General features: G+C 63.5%; 17 protein-coding genes. 2 read left to right on the forward strand and 15 right to left on the reverse strand.

The genetic code is table 11. The features are described 5' to 3' along the window. Nucleotides 1–43: 43 nt before the first annotated feature. The 14 genes from JYG34_RS19805 to JYG34_RS19870 all read right to left on the reverse strand — a co-directional run bounded on the left by JYG34_RS19805 (nucleotide 44) and on the right by JYG34_RS19870 (nucleotide 8471). Nucleotides 44–256 carry a hypothetical protein gene (locus JYG34_RS19805; RefSeq protein WP_249746184.1) on the reverse strand — a complete coding sequence of 71 codons (213 nt, stop codon included), beginning with the start codon at nucleotides 254–256 and terminating at the stop codon, nucleotides 44–46. Then, on the reverse strand, nucleotides 246–578 hold the full coding sequence (locus JYG34_RS19810; protein WP_213657974.1) for a hypothetical protein: 333 nt from the start codon (nucleotides 576–578) through the stop codon (nucleotides 246–248). Before JYG34_RS19810 ends, JYG34_RS19805 begins: the two co-directional genes overlap by 11 nt. After that, a complete protein-coding gene (locus JYG34_RS19815) occupies nucleotides 578–1588 on the reverse strand; it encodes a hypothetical protein (RefSeq protein WP_213657975.1) in 1011 nt (336 codons plus the stop codon). The genes JYG34_RS19810 and JYG34_RS19815 overlap by 1 nt, the downstream gene beginning before the upstream one ends. A 22-nt stretch (nucleotides 1589–1610) precedes the next feature. Next, nucleotides 1611–2222 (reverse strand): tail assembly protein, encoded by a 612-nt coding sequence (locus tag JYG34_RS19820; RefSeq protein ID WP_213657976.1) that lies wholly within the window; start codon nucleotides 2220–2222, stop codon nucleotides 1611–1613. Nucleotides 2223–2288: 66 nt separating this feature from the next. Continuing rightward, a complete protein-coding gene (locus JYG34_RS19825) occupies nucleotides 2289–3053 on the reverse strand; it encodes a C40 family peptidase (RefSeq protein ID WP_213657977.1) in 765 nt (254 codons plus the stop codon). A 3-nt stretch (nucleotides 3054–3056) separates the two neighbouring features. Continuing rightward, nucleotides 3057–3806, reverse strand: coding sequence for a phage minor tail protein L (locus JYG34_RS19830; RefSeq protein ID WP_213657978.1), 750 nt, complete (start codon nucleotides 3804–3806; stop codon nucleotides 3057–3059). Nucleotides 3807–3824: 18 nt separating this feature from the next. Further along, nucleotides 3825–4157, reverse strand: coding sequence for a phage tail protein (locus JYG34_RS19835; RefSeq protein WP_011535238.1), 333 nt, complete (start codon nucleotides 4155–4157; stop codon nucleotides 3825–3827). A 15-nt stretch (nucleotides 4158–4172) separates the two neighbouring features. Beyond that, entirely contained in the window at nucleotides 4173–5414 is a 1242-nt protein-coding gene (locus JYG34_RS19840; protein WP_213657979.1) for a phage tail tape measure protein, read from the reverse strand. 66 nt (nucleotides 5415–5480) lie between these two features. Then, nucleotides 5481–5735, reverse strand: coding sequence for a hypothetical protein (locus JYG34_RS19845; RefSeq protein ID WP_213657980.1), 255 nt, complete (start codon nucleotides 5733–5735; stop codon nucleotides 5481–5483). Nucleotides 5736–5764: 29 nt separating this feature from the next. Next, complete coding sequence (locus JYG34_RS19850) at nucleotides 5765–6115, reverse strand: phage tail assembly chaperone family protein, TAC (RefSeq protein ID WP_213657981.1); 351 nt, start codon at nucleotides 6113–6115, stop codon at nucleotides 5765–5767. 14 nt (nucleotides 6116–6129) lie between these two features. Next, on the reverse strand, nucleotides 6130–6621 hold the full coding sequence (locus JYG34_RS19855) for a phage tail tube protein (RefSeq protein ID WP_213657982.1): 492 nt from the start codon (nucleotides 6619–6621) through the stop codon (nucleotides 6130–6132). A gap of 85 nt (nucleotides 6622–6706) precedes the next feature. Further along, nucleotides 6707–6889, reverse strand: a complete 183-nt coding sequence (locus JYG34_RS19860; protein ID WP_011535243.1) for a hypothetical protein — start codon at nucleotides 6887–6889, stop codon at nucleotides 6707–6709. Between the two features lie 14 nt (nucleotides 6890–6903). After that, a complete protein-coding gene (locus JYG34_RS19865; RefSeq protein ID WP_011535244.1) occupies nucleotides 6904–7257 on the reverse strand; it encodes a phage holin family protein in 354 nt (117 codons plus the stop codon). 467 nt (nucleotides 7258–7724) lie between these two features. Continuing rightward, complete coding sequence (locus JYG34_RS19870; RefSeq protein ID WP_213661231.1) at nucleotides 7725–8471, reverse strand: LexA family transcriptional regulator; 747 nt, start codon at nucleotides 8469–8471, stop codon at nucleotides 7725–7727. 177 nt (nucleotides 8472–8648) lie between these two features. On the opposite strand from JYG34_RS19870, the gene mutS reads away from it, so the two are divergent. Next, a complete protein-coding gene (gene mutS, locus JYG34_RS19875; protein WP_213657983.1) occupies nucleotides 8649–11222 on the forward strand; it encodes a DNA mismatch repair protein MutS in 2574 nt (857 codons plus the stop codon). A 139-nt stretch (nucleotides 11223–11361) separates the two neighbouring features. After that, nucleotides 11362–11685, forward strand: a complete 324-nt coding sequence (gene fdxA, locus JYG34_RS19880) for a ferredoxin FdxA (RefSeq protein WP_213657984.1) — start codon at nucleotides 11362–11364, stop codon at nucleotides 11683–11685. 470 nt (nucleotides 11686–12155) lie between these two features. Here fdxA and rpoS read toward each other — a convergent pair whose 3' ends face one another. Next, nucleotides 12156–13163 (reverse strand): RNA polymerase sigma factor RpoS, encoded by a 1008-nt coding sequence (gene rpoS / locus JYG34_RS19885; protein ID WP_011535249.1) that lies wholly within the window; start codon nucleotides 13161–13163, stop codon nucleotides 12156–12158. Nucleotides 13164–13198: the final 35 nt, after the last annotated feature.

A 13198-nucleotide genomic window follows, 5' to 3' on the forward strand; every position in this document is an offset into this window, starting at 1 on the left:
TAAAAAAACCGCCTTCATGGCGGTTTGCTGTGCACCGGCGGCATCACGCCAAGGTGTCGATTCGCTCACGGGCCTCGGCACGTTGGCGGGTGATTTCCTCGGGGATGACCTTGCCGGTTTCAAGCAGGCGCACCACGTACCAGTCCGTATCCTGCAACAGGCGAACATCTTCGGCCCGGCGGCTGTTGCGCATGGCCTCGTCCTGCCGCGCCTGTTGCGCCTCGGCCGTCAAGGCCTGGCTGAAATCAATGTTCATCGCGGCAGCGCTCCTCACTCATCGGTGTCTCGTAGGGTGGCAACGCGACGGGGCCGTCCTCGGTCACCTCCAGGGCTTCGGGAAAGCGCGTGGCCCGTGGCGCATGCATCCCATGGGGCAGCATCAGGGTCAGGTGCAGGCGCCCCTCGATGCGACGCACATCGCCCATGAACCACGGCGCGGCGATGGCTTCGCTGGGCAGCAAGGCGCCTTCGCCCAGGGCGCGAAAATCAAACGCCTCGCCATTGAGCGTGAGCACGTCCCCCTCGACCGAAAGCGCCAGTGGCTGGTCGTGACGGACCGGAACCAGATTGATGATCATCAGCGCCACCTCCCCGTGGCCATGTAGTGGAAGACCACGCCCGCAGCCACCGCGTAGCGGTAGGTCCAGGAGCGAAACACCATGCCGCTGGTGGTGATCGTCATATAGGTGCCATTCATGTTGACCAGACCAACGTCAGCCTGAGAGCCCGTCCCCGCAGCCGAAGCCATCGCAGAGGCGACCACCTTTGGCGCCTGGGCAAAAGTCGCGGCGAACACCACGTTCACAGCGGCTTCGGCATTCAGGGCAGCTGCCGGCAACACGCAACTCCCCGTACACAGCAGGGTGCCATCGGCGAATTTGGTGTAATTTCCATTGGCGTTGCTGCCGGACTCGATGATCCCGCCCGACGCGACACCGGACACCGCGCCGAGGATGTTCTGGCTGGTGTACACGCGGGCAAAGGCTGGCGGAACGGTAGAATTCTTGCTGATCGAGCGGTAGAACAGTTCGTTGGTCGACACCCCCATCGCCAGCTGGGTGCTCCACTGCGGGTCGGCGTGCCACAAGGTCTCGAGCACGCTCAGCGCGCCACCTGGTTCACCCGGCCCCTGGTAGTAACCATAAAAGCCGGAGTGCAGCTTTTGGGTGTCGATACCAGGGCCACCGATGTTGCCACCGCCAGGCAGGGTCTTGCCGCCTTGGCTGGAGGTACTGATCCAGTGCCCCCAGGCGTTGTTGTTGGGGTTGAAGGTACGCACGGCCCGATCGCCGTAGACGATGTCGACCGCCTCCTGAAGGATCGCGCCGTATTCAGTGGTGCTGACCCGCAACACCACGTAGGTCAGGCCCGGGGGGCGGTTGCTGGCGATACCGGAGGTCGCCAGCCACAGACCCGGCGCCAGCGCCAGGTTGCAGTCCTGGATAGCGCGATTGCCGGCGACAGGCCCACTGACCCCCATGGCATCCAGGGCCTTGAAATTGTCATTGATCCGGGTAAACGCCGTGCGTGCGCTGTCGCCATCCACGGCACTGGGCGGTGTGCCCAGGTTCACTTGCTGCATGGGCATGTCGCCTCCTGGATAACTGGACTCACAACCGATCCTCGGCATAGATCGCCGCGCTGATGATCGCCCCGCCCCACCGCCGTTTGCCCACGCACAAGGCCACCGGGTTGCCGGAAGCCGTCGTGTTGCGGGCACTGCCGAAGGCGTAGCCGGGAGTGTTTTCCGGCCCGGCGCTCATGTTCAGGCCCTTGGGCTGCGGGCTGAGCAGTTGCATCACGCCGCCCATGGCCATGGAGAACCCCACGGTGGCCATGGTGCCCCAGCCTCCGGCGGTGAACGGCAGCGATGAACCATTGGTAGCGATCGCCGCCACGGCGATCAGGACGACACCGATGATGGTCTGCAGGCCCCCAGCGCGCTTGCTGCCGGCAACCACTGGCACGATGCGGATCTCGTCACGGGCCTGGAAATCCAGTTCGGCCTCGCCGACATTGCGCTTGTCGCTATAGACGGCGAACTCCAGACCGCGAGAACTGGCGTTCGCCAGAAAGCGCTCGAACCCCGGCAGCTGTACACACAACGCCTTGATCGCTTCACGTGGGGTACGCACCGCCAGTTCGAACGCCTTGCCGAACTGGCGCAATTGGCCGCTGAGCCTGATTGTGGTCAGCGGTGGATGAATGATGGCAGCTGACATTGCAACTCCTTCTGCTGGGAGCGACCGCCTCGAGGTCGCGGAAACAAGAAAGCCGGCCGCCTGTGCTCAGTCCGCCGCAGCGGCATCGCGATGGCGCAGGATCAGGCGTGTGCGATCCAACCAGGGACCACCGAAGACGATGACCTCCGACGGTCGGCCATAAAGGTGATGCAGCAGGAACGGCCCAGCCCCACAGGGGGACCACGGCTCGCCCGGCAGGCGTGAGTCATGGCCGAGAAAGATCCCCGCATGGTTGGGGTGGGCCGTGCGCCCGATGGCCATGACGACCAGATCGCCGTGGCGAGGCGCATCTACCCTGACGAACCCGGCATCGGCATAGGCCTGTTCATACAGGCTTGGCCCTTGCGGGTCCTCCCACCAGCCATCCTCGCGGGCATAGGCGGGAAACGTCAGGCCCCACTCGCGGCGGTACCAGTCGGCGCAGACCTGCCAGCAGTCCCACAGCCCATGCACGAACGGCCGGCCGAGCAAAGGCGTGTCCCCCTTGGGCAGCACAGTGCGCAGGTCACCCTCGGGCCAGGACAGGATGTGCCAGGGCAAGCCGGTGGCCTCGCACATCGCCAGGTCGCGGCTGGACGGCCGGCTGCTGGCGTCGGGGTGCGAGTGCACCACCGCCACGATCTCGCCCAGGTCTTCCGCCGCCGCATAGTCGCGCGGGTCGATGCGGAACTCTTCGCCAGGGTCGGAGGCGGTGTTGCGACAGCGTTGGTAATCGAGCCCTCCCGCCCGGTCGATGACCAGGCCGCAGGCTTCGCGTGGGTAGTCGGCGGCCGCATGGCAGCGGATCGCCTCGAGCAGGTGCGGCTGCATGATTCAGTTCCGGGCAATCAGCGAAACGGCCGGGAAGCCGCCATGGGGCAGTTCCGCCGCTTCGCCGAATCGCAGCTTGCAGGACGTCAGCCCACCCTTGCAGCGATCCTTCGCCGGGTCGTCCACCGGGCGGTCCTCGTCGTCGAACAGCCGGTTGCCGGTGTAGCCGCAGTTGGGGCCACGGTAGCCATTGGTCATCGCCCAATGGCAGTAGGTGGTCATCTGCCGCCCTGGCAAGCCATGGCTGTCGATCTCGCCAGGGGACGACAGTTCCCACTGCACCTGTTCATCGTCTTCCTGGGTCTTTTGGTCGAGGAACCAGATTTCCAGCGCTTCCTGGGTCGGATCCGCCTGGGCGTTGCCTGCGGCGAAATTACGCGCATCCAGGTACTGGCCCAGCGTCTGGCGCACGGTCAGCTTGAACTTGAGCAGGTCCTCGAAGGCCAGGCACAAGGCGGTGACACGACCGTCGACGTTGCCGGCACTGAACTTCGGACGGGTAGCCCGACCGTTGCTGTTGGCGCCGATGCCCTCGATCTGCACCGGCCAGGCCGCATACTCCTGGCCCTGCCACCAGATCGAGCGGGCGGGTAAGGTTGCCGCCTCACCCGCCGCAGCCACCTCGCCAGGCTCATGGGCGATGGCGTGGCCGTGGAACCGCAAGGTGTCGGCCCCGAACTCGCTGCCGTCGATCTCGAACAGGGTGATTTCCGCGCCCGGCTCGAGGGTCTGGATGTCAGTGATCAATGCCATGCTTGAAGGCCTCCGGGGTCATGGGTGGAACGCCTGCTCGAAGGTGGCGCTGAGGCTGTACAGGCCACCGCCCTTGGCGGTCGGCTGGTAGCCCTTGCAACGGAACAGCCCCGGCTCGCCCAACGGCGCGGTCCAGCGGAACGCCCGGCTGCCCGCGTGGCGGTCGAGGAAGGTGGCGATGGCGCGAATCTTCGCCTCGTCGCCGAGGAACACCAGCGGCCAGGATTGGCTGCGGTTGTTGAGGCCATCGCCTACCGCCTGCTGATAACCATCGCCGAACTGCACCGTGCGCACGCGGTACTCGACGGTGCCGGTGGGCTCGGTCCTGGGGGTCCAGGTAAAGGTTTCCATGAATGTTCTCCTTGTTCAGCGGCCGTGGATCGCGGCCCAGATCTGCCCACCAGGCATCAGCTCGCGGGAAATCTGCTCGCTGGCGCCCTGGCGGGCGGCACCGGCGTAGGCGTTGGCCAGGCGCTGAGTATTGGCCTCGCCAGGTGCGGCATTGCCGCCTGGGGCCGCCACGTTGATGGTCTGCTGGATCACCACTTCGCTGCTATGGCTGGTACCCGAGCTGCCGCCCAGGGCACGCACGCCCAAGGAGCCGTCGACGCCGCGAGTCAGTGGCATGATCGCTTCGGGGCCTGCTTCGCCGAACAGGGCCATTGGCGCCAGGGTCGGACCGGTGGCGACGCTGTTGGTGAAGGCGCCACCCTTGGCGAATTTCAGATTGCTGACATCAAGCTGGGGGGTGAAGGTGGCACTGCTGCCGCCGACGGACATCGTGGTCGGCGTTGGTGTCGAGCCACTGCCGAGCCACGACCCGACCAGGTTCATGCCGAACCCGAACAGGCTGCTCAAGGCCTTCGAAGCCGCAGTCTTGGCCGCCAACGCAGCCATGTCGGCGAGTACCGACTTGGCGAAGTCCGAAAACGAGAACTTGCCGGTGGTGGCGAAAGTCTGCACCGCGTTGCCCATACGGTCGAAGACGCTGGTAAACACCGCCTGCGACTGCGCCGCGACGTTGCTGGACTTGTCCAGGTACTCGTCCCAGGCCGCAGACGCGCCGACCATCCAGTCGCCACGCGCCTGGTTCATCATCTCGTAGTCGTTGAGTACCTGGTTGGTCATGTCGGTATGACCAGCGCGCATGGCCTCCAGCTGTTGTTGGTAGCTTTCACTATCGGCGCCCGATGGATTGGCCTGTTCGAACTGGGTCCGGGCGGTGTAGTAAGCCTCGTCGACCTGGTTGAGCTTGTCTGCCAGCGCGCCCTGGCGCGCGCCCATGCCCATCTTCGCCACCGCGAGCTCGGTGGCATTGTGCTGGGCACGCAATGCATCGCTGTAGGGCCTGACGGGATCCGCCTGCTGGGCTTGCGCCCAATCCGGTGGCTGGTAGGCCGCCTGGAAACGATCAAGCGCCTTTTTCGAAATGTTCAAGCTCGAATCGGCAACGGCGCCCGTGCTCTTGAGATACTGCTTGTTGAAAGCCTCGACGTTCTTCTGCATCTCGCGCAGGGTGCGGTCACTCAGGGCCGAGGCCCTGGACAGTGCCCGTTCGAGGCTGGAGAGATCGATCGACGGGCTGAAACTGGCAATGCTGGTTGCCATGGGCCTACTCCCTGATCATTGAGAAACCCGCCGGAGCGGGCTTCGTGAAGAAGGTGGTGCCGATCATCAGCACCACTGCTGCATGGCACTCTCGAGCGACACCCCCTGGCGCCGCGCGTGAGGCATGAAATCGATCAACTCGGCGCTACCACCGACCTGGTGGTTGGCCTGCAGCGCCAGCATGGCGATGCTGGCCTCCAGCCGGCGACCGCCGTGCAATGAGCCGTGGCGCTGGATGTACTGCGCCCAGGCCCGGGCTTCTGCGTAGCTCAGCCGTTCCTTGGCTTCGCTGATCGTGCGGCCGCCGATGCCGTTGAGCACCAGTTCGTGCCAGAACTCATCGGCGGCCGTCAGTTCTTTGCCGGGGCGTTACCGGTGCCGTTGACTTCGTTGATGGCATTGAGCAACAGGAAACCCAGCGACGGTTCGAGGTTGAAGGCGTCCTCGACACCCAGTGCCTCCTCGCCCTCCTCGCCAAGGCTGATCGACGCGGCGAGGTAGTGGGCATTGCGGCTGTGAGACGATTCCTGTTCGGCGAACAGGCGCTCGATCACGCCGAACGAATGACGGCGCACATGCACCACCAGGGTCTGCGCGACCATCTCGCCGCCCTGCGGATCAGGCCGGTTCCAGACGATTTCCTTGCGCACTTTCTGGCTGTCGACGATGCCGCCCAGAGCCTTGAGTTGATGGATATTCATTCAGGTTCCCCGGCTCAGGCCTTTTTCACCCAGGTGGAGCCGCCGGTGCGCTGGATGCTCACCGAGGTGGTGACCACCGCGTTGAGCGCGAAGTTGAACGGGAAGTCGGCCACATAACCTTCGAAGGCGAACCAGGTACGGGTGGCCGGCAACTCGAAGTCGTCGCCCTTGCTGTTGACGGTCGGTGCCACGTCCTTGCCGTCGGACCAGCCCACCACCCACTTGACGGTGGTGCTGCCCTTGGCTTCGGAGAGCTGGTGCAGGCGGATGTGGCTGGCGTTGGTCGGATCGGCGTTGAGACCGAGGGTTGCTGTGCCCGGGGTGCGCAGGCCTTTCTTGTAGGTGCGTTCGGCGGCATCGAGGGTGGTGTCCTCGATCTGCTCGGCGGGCGCGCCGCCCGGTTCGAACGAGGTCACGTGCTCGACTTCCAGCACGCTGAACGGGCCGGTGCCGGAGACCGGTGGGACCAGTGCGTAGATCTGGGTGCCTTGGGTAAGAATCGACATGGGGTGTTCTCCTTGAACATGATGAAAGCCGCCGCGGGGAATCCCGGACGGTCGGGTGCTTCGGGTGTTGCGTTGCAGGGGACGATCAGGCTGGCCTGGAGCCGTCCAGGTAAGGAGGCGCGTCCGGGTCCGGCTCGCGGCTCTTCAGGTAGGCCACCAGTTGCTCGTTGCTCAGGGCCAACCGTTCGATCGACTGGCCCAGGGCAGTCTGTACGGAGGCCTGGTTGCGCAAGGCAGCCAGCAGTTCGTCAAGTTGTGCTTCGTTCATGCTTCGCTCCTCGCTCAATGCCCACGGTCATCGGCGTCCGCGCCGCTGACCGGTTGCTCGATGCCCAGGCGGCGCAGTGCCCAGCGCTCATAAAGGCCGATGGCGACATCGGCACCAGCCATGGCCGTCAGGCAGCCAAAGGCACTGGCACTCCAGATCGACATGCCGCTGGCATACAACAGCATGACCGTCGAGACACCGCAGACCATGCAGGCCCCGGAGCGCAGCGCCAGGCGCCTCAACAGCCCCCAGCCCCTGGCCCCGGCCTTGTCGGCCCGCCACATCTCGCCGGAAAGACCGCCCAGCAATGCCAGGACGATCACCAGCCAGAGCGGCATCTCCAGCAACGTCTGTTGCTCGTTCGTCACTGTCCTGTCTCCTGTGTGATGCCCGCCAGCGGCATGCCGGCGAGCGTTGTTTGTCGTATGACTCGGCATTCCAAAAAGCCCGCGTCGCAGGCTCTTCAGTAATGCGTTGTCGAACCGCCGGCCACGACTGGTGACACCGTGCGGTTCCGCTTCAAATTAGTGACTCCGACCGCGGCCGCCTGCCCGCCGGATAACTGATCGTGGTGCTTTACGCTGCACACCCGGGCCAGTTGCCAACCCTCTGAACAGTCGAGGCCTGTTCATCGCTGCCTGTGTAACAACCGGTTGCTGACCGGCTTGAGACACAGGTTATGCATCCGTGCATATGCAGTCAATGCATTTTGCAAAATATTTATGCATTGGATTTTGCTGAAATGCATGCGGGCTTTATCCTGCCTGGCGTGTAGGGCTTTTCTGCAGGCGAAAAAAAACCCGCCGAGGCGGGTTTTCGTTGGCTGGGGATGGGATCAGCGGGCGTACATGCCCCACCAGAAGACATGACCCAGCAGGCTGATCTGCTCTTCCTGCATTTGCTGGAAGCTGTAGTCCTCGTCGGGATGCTCATCACGGTTGAAGCTGCGCAGACGAATGCCGGTGGGTAGGCGATAGACCTGCTTCACCCGCAGCTGGCCATTGTGATTGATGGCGTAGAGGTCACCATCGATGATGTCGCCAATGGTGCACTTGCCGGTGTTGACCCCGACCGTGGCGCCATCGCGCAGCACCGGCAACATACTGTTGCCTCGCACCGTCACGCATTTGGCATGGTCGAACTGAACGCCGTTGTGCCGCAAGCTGCGCTTGCCGAAGCGCAAGCGGGCGTTCTCGCTCTCCTCGATGACGAATCTTCCTGATCCTGCTGCCAATTCGACCTCACGAAGAAAAGGAACGGACACCTCGTCGTCCTCGACGGGTGTTTCATCGTCCCACAGGCTGATATCGCTCAGCGCCGCATGTGCCGGCGTAAGCAGTGCCGCTTCACGCGACTCGCCCAGCTCCGCGCGGCCGCGCAGTTGGTCGGTGCTCACGCCGAAATACTCGGCGATTTTCGACACGTGCTTGTCCGACGGGTCGACGATCTTCTCGCTGAGAATCCGCGACAGGGTGGATTGAGGGACGCCCGTGCGCCGATGCAGCTCTGTCGGGGACAGGCCATGGCGATCGAGCAGGGCTCTGAGTACGGAGGCTACGTTGCGTTTTTGCATAGCGTGCATAATGCAGCCGTGACGCCTGAAATGCAATGGCGTCATGCAGCGGTGAACCCGTATCGACCGCTCACCTGCCAGACTGCGCAGATTTGCCCCACCCATCCGCCCTGCGCCGGGTGCAAAAAGCCTGTACTATTAGCGGTTTCGAAGTTTGCCACCAGACCACCCGCTGTAAGGCCCTGAATGTCTGATCTCTCCGCACACACCCCGATGATGCAGCAGTACTGGAAGCTGAAGCACCAGCACCCGGACCAGCTGATGTTCTACCGCATGGGCGACTTCTACGAGATCTTCTACGAAGATGCGAAGAAGGCCGCGAAACTGCTGGATATCACCCTGACCGCCCGCGGCCAGTCGGCGGGCCAGTCGATCCCCATGTGCGGGATTCCGTTCCACTCGCTGGAAGGCTACCTGGCCAAGCTGGTCAAGCTCGGCGAGTCGGTGGTGATCTGCGAGCAGATCGGCGACCCGGCCACCAGCAAGGGCCCGGTGGAGCGCCAGGTGGTGCGTATCATCACCCCGGGTACGATCAGCGACGAGGCGCTGCTCGACGAGCGCCGCGACAACCTGATCGCCGCCCTGCTCGGTGACGAGCGCCTGTTCGGCCTGGCGGTGCTGGACATCACCAGCGGCAACTTCACCGTGCAGGAGATCAAGGGCTGGGAAAACCTGCTCGCCGAGCTCGAACGCATCAACCCGGTGGAGCTGCTGATCCCCGACGACTGGCCGCAAGGGCTGCCTGCGGAGAAGCGCCCCGGCGCCCGTCGCCGCGCGCCCTGGGACTTCGACCGCGACACGGCGCGCAAGAGCCTGTGCCAGCAGTTCGCCACGCAAGATCTCAAGGGCTTCGGCTGCGACAAGCTCACGCTGGCCATCGGCGCTGCGGGCTGCCTGCTGGGCTACGCCAAAGAAACCCAACGCACCGCCCTGCCCCACCTGCGCAGCCTGCGCCACGAGCGCATGGACGACACGGTCATCCTCGACGCCGCCAGCCGCCGCAACCTGGAGCTGGACATCAACCTGGCCGGTGGTCGCGACAACACCCTGCAATCGGTCATCGACCGTTGCCAGACCGCCATGGCCAGCCGCCTGCTGACCCGCTGGCTGAACCGCCCGCTGCGCGACCTGAAAGTGCTCAAGGCACGCCAGGATTCGATCCGCTGCCTGCTCGACGGCTACCGCTTCGAAAAGCTGCAACCGCAGCTCAAGGAGATCGGCGACATCGAGCGCATCCTCGCGCGTATCGGCCTGCGCAACGCCCGCCCACGCGACCTGGCGCGCCTGCGCGACGCACTCGGCGCGCTGCCCGAACTGCAGAACGCCATGGCCGAGCTGGAGGCGCCGCACCTGGCGCGCCTGGCCGCCATCACCGGCACCTATCCCGAACTGGCCGGGCTGCTGGAACGGGCGATCATCGATAACCCGCCGGCGGTGATCCGCGACGGCGGCGTACTCAAGAGCGGCTACGACAGCGAGCTCGACGAGCTGCTGGCCATGAGCGAGAACGCCGGCCAGTTCCTCATCGACCTGGAAGCACGCGAGAAAGCCCGCACCGGCCTGGCCAACCTCAAGGTTGGCTACAACCGCGTGCATGGCTACTACATCGAGCTGCCGACCAAGCAAGCTGAGCAGGCACCCGGCGACTACATCCGCCGCCAGACGCTCAAGGGCGCCGAACGCTTCATCACCCCGGAGCTCAAGGCTTTCGAGGACAAGGCACTGTCGGCCAAGAGCCGCGCGCTGGCCCGCGAGAAGATGCTCTACGACGCACTGCTCGAGACCCTGATCGGCCACCTGGCACCGCTGCAGGACAGCGCCGCGGCCCTGGCCGAGCTGGACGTGCTGAGCAACCTGGCCGAGCGTGCGCTCAACCTCGACCTGAACTGCCCAAGCTTCGTCGACGAGCCTTGCCTGCGTATCGAGCAGGGTCGCCACCCGGTGGTCGAGCAAGTGCTGACCACACCATTCGTGGCCAACGACCTGGGCCTGGACAACAGCACGCGCATGCTGATCATCACCGGCCCGAACATGGGCGGTAAATCGACCTACATGCGCCAGACCGCACTGATCGTGCTGATGGCCCACATCGGCAGCTTCGTGCCCGCCGCCCGCTGCGAGCTGTCGCTGGTCGACCGCATCTTCACCCGTATCGGCTCCAGCGACGACCTGGCCGGCGGGCGCTCGACCTTCATGGTCGAGATGAGCGAGACCGCCAACATCCTGCACAACGCCACCGACCGCAGCCTGGTGCTGATGGACGAGGTCGGCCGCGGCACCAGTACCTTCGACGGCCTGTCGCTGGCCTGGGCCGCCGCCGAGCGCCTGGCCCAGCTGCGCGCCTACACGCTGTTCGCCACCCACTATTTCGAGCTGACCGTGCTGCCGGAGAGTGAACCGCTGGTGGCCAACGTGCACCTGAACGCCACCGAACACAATGAGCGCATCGTCTTCCTGCACCACGTACTGCCGGGCCCCGCCAGCCAGAGCTACGGCCTGGCCGTCGCGCAACTGGCCGGTGTGCCGGCGGTGGTGATCCAGCGTGCCCGCGAACACCTCGGCCGGCTGGAAACCACCAGTCTGCCCCATGAAACGCCGATTGCCAGCAAGAGCAAAGGCGAGCCTGACGTGCCGCACCAGAGCGACCTGTTCGCCAGCCTGCCACACCCGGCCATCGAGAAGCTGGGCAAGCTGGACCTGGACGACATGACGCCGCGCCAAGCTATCGAAACGCTATATCAACTAAAAAACCTGTTATAACGGCCAACCGCGCAAGCTGGTAGAATCCGGCGCGGTTCGCGAGCGCTGCAGGTTATTAGCCTGGCCTGCAGCCACAACCGTGAACCGCGCTGCCCTGGAAGGAAGGGCAAGCTGCCGTCGCCTGAGGAGAGAACTAGAAATGACCTTCGTCGTCACCGACAACTGCATCAAATGCAAGTACACCGACTGCGTGGAAGTCTGTCCGGTGGACTGCTTCTACGAAGGCCCGAACTTCCTGGTCATTCACCCGGATGAGTGCATCGACTGCGCGCTGTGCGAGCCTGAGTGCCCGGCCCAGGCCATTTTCTCGGAAGACGAAGTGCCTGCCGGCATGGAGAACTTCATCGAGCTGAACGCCGAGCTGGCGGAGATCTGGCCGAACATCACCGAGAAGAAAGACGCCCTGCCGGACGCCGAAGAGTGGGATGGCAAGGCTGGCAAGATTGCTGATCTGGAACGCTGATAGCGTCCCGATGCGAAAAAGGCCCGCAACGGGCCTTTTTTCATTTCCAACGGGCAAAAAAAGGGGCGGTTTGACCCGCCCACATTTTTTCCGTAGTCCCTGTTTGTCCCAATCATCATCCTGATGAATCGCATCCGGCGATGTCCTTGGCCTCCATCCTTGAAAGCCTGTGTCAGTCCGTAGACACAGTTCGAATACTAGCGATTCCAGCGCGCCGGACAAGCAGCAAATCTCTCAATAAGTTTCCCTCGACACATCTTTCAATGAAAATAAAGTTCTTATATTTCAATAAGATAGAAAAAGTACGGCACTGAAAACGACTTTGATTTACTGCCCCTTGCAGCGATCGCTTACAACACCTGTAAGCGAATGCTTACACGCAAAGTAACAGAGGTAGCCAGGGAAACATTTCAATCGCATCAACGAAAACGCCCCGAGTCATCGGGGCGTTCTGCTTGCCGCGTCAACCGCTACTGGAACAGCGACTCGCTCGACAGGCCGTTCTTCTCGAGGATCTCGCGCAGGCGCTTGAGCCCCTCGACCTGGATCTGCCGCACCCGCTCACGGGTCAGGCCGATTTCCAGCCCCACATCTTCCAACGTGCTGCTTTCATGACCACGCAACCCGAAGCGGCGCACCACGACTTCACGCTGCTTGTCGGTCAACTCACCCAGCCACTGATCGATGCTTTGTGACAGATCGTCGTCCTGCAGCAGTTCGCAAGGGTCGGTGGGGCGGTCATCGGTGAGCGTGTCCAGCAGCGTCTTGTCGGAGTCTGGCCCAAGCGAGACATCCACCGAAGACACCCGCTCGTTGAGCCCGAGCATGCGCTTGACCTCGGCAACCGGCTTCTCCAGCAGGCTGGCGATTTCTTCAGGGGACGGCTCGTGATCGAGCTTCTGCGTAAGCTCGCGGGCAGCGCGTAGATAGACGTTGAGCTCCTTGACCACATGGATGGGCAGGCGGATCGTGCGGGTCTGGTTCATGATCGCCCGCTCGATGGTCTGGCGGATCCACCAGGTGGCATAGGTCGAGAAGCGGAAACCGCGCTCGGGGTCGAACTTCTCCACTGCTCGGATCAGGCCCAGGTTGCCCTCCTCGATCAGGTCGAGCAGCGACAGGCCACGATTGACGTACCGCCGAGCGATCTTGACCACCAGACGCAGGTTGCTCTCGATCATGCGCTTGCGACCCGCAGGATCGCCTTTTTGCGACAGGCGCGCGAAATGCACCTCTTCCTCCGGCGACAGCAGAGGCGAGAAGCCGATTTCATTCAGATACAGTTGAGTCGCATCGAGCGCCCGGCTGTAATCGATGTACTTGTGCTGCTTGAGCGATGCGCCTTGTTTCGACTTGGTCCGAACCGACGGTACAGCAGGTTCGTCTGACACCACATCCGTTTCCAAAACGATGCCTGTCTCCATCAGAAGCAGATCATCGTCGATGTCAAACTCCGGCACTTCTTTACTGAGAGCCATTGTTATAGTCCTTTGCTGAGTTCGAACTCAGACTC

The sequence above is a fragment of the Pseudomonas entomophila genome, from assembly GCF_018417595.1.
Taxonomy (GTDB): domain Bacteria; phylum Pseudomonadota; class Gammaproteobacteria; order Pseudomonadales; family Pseudomonadaceae; genus Aquipseudomonas; species Aquipseudomonas entomophila_C.

Excerpts from the sequence above, each read along its gene's own strand:
- JYG34_RS19805 (WP_249746184.1), bottom strand. The coding sequence starts at position 256 with ATGAACATTGATTTCAGCCAGGCCTTGACGGCCGAGGCGCAACAGGCG.
- JYG34_RS19810 (WP_213657974.1), bottom strand. The coding sequence starts at position 578 with ATGATCATCAATCTGGTTCCGGTCCGTCACGACCAGCCACTGGCGCTT.
- JYG34_RS19815 (WP_213657975.1), bottom strand. The coding sequence starts at position 1,588 with ATGCCCATGCAGCAAGTGAACCTGGGCACACCGCCCAGTGCCGTGGAT.
- JYG34_RS19820 (WP_213657976.1), bottom strand. The coding sequence starts at position 2,222 with ATGTCAGCTGCCATCATTCATCCACCGCTGACCACAATCAGGCTCAGC.
- JYG34_RS19825 (WP_213657977.1), bottom strand. The coding sequence starts at position 3,053 with ATGCAGCCGCACCTGCTCGAGGCGATCCGCTGCCATGCGGCCGCCGAC.
- JYG34_RS19830 (WP_213657978.1), bottom strand. The coding sequence starts at position 3,806 with ATGGCATTGATCACTGACATCCAGACCCTCGAGCCGGGCGCGGAAATC.
- JYG34_RS19835 (WP_011535238.1), bottom strand. The coding sequence starts at position 4,157 with ATGGAAACCTTTACCTGGACCCCCAGGACCGAGCCCACCGGCACCGTC.
- JYG34_RS19840 (WP_213657979.1), bottom strand. The coding sequence starts at position 5,414 with ATGGCAACCAGCATTGCCAGTTTCAGCCCGTCGATCGATCTCTCCAGC.
- JYG34_RS19850 (WP_213657981.1), bottom strand. The coding sequence starts at position 6,115 with ATGAATATCCATCAACTCAAGGCTCTGGGCGGCATCGTCGACAGCCAG.
- JYG34_RS19855 (WP_213657982.1), bottom strand. The coding sequence starts at position 6,621 with ATGTCGATTCTTACCCAAGGCACCCAGATCTACGCACTGGTCCCACCG.
- JYG34_RS19860 (WP_011535243.1), bottom strand. The coding sequence starts at position 6,889 with ATGAACGAAGCACAACTTGACGAACTGCTGGCTGCCTTGCGCAACCAG.
- JYG34_RS19870 (WP_213661231.1), bottom strand. The coding sequence starts at position 8,471 with ATGCACGCTATGCAAAAACGCAACGTAGCCTCCGTACTCAGAGCCCTG.
- mutS (WP_213657983.1), top strand. The coding sequence starts at position 8,649 with ATGTCTGATCTCTCCGCACACACCCCGATGATGCAGCAGTACTGGAAG.
- fdxA (WP_213657984.1), top strand. The coding sequence starts at position 11,362 with ATGACCTTCGTCGTCACCGACAACTGCATCAAATGCAAGTACACCGAC.
- rpoS (WP_011535249.1), bottom strand. The coding sequence starts at position 13,163 with ATGGCTCTCAGTAAAGAAGTGCCGGAGTTTGACATCGACGATGATCTG.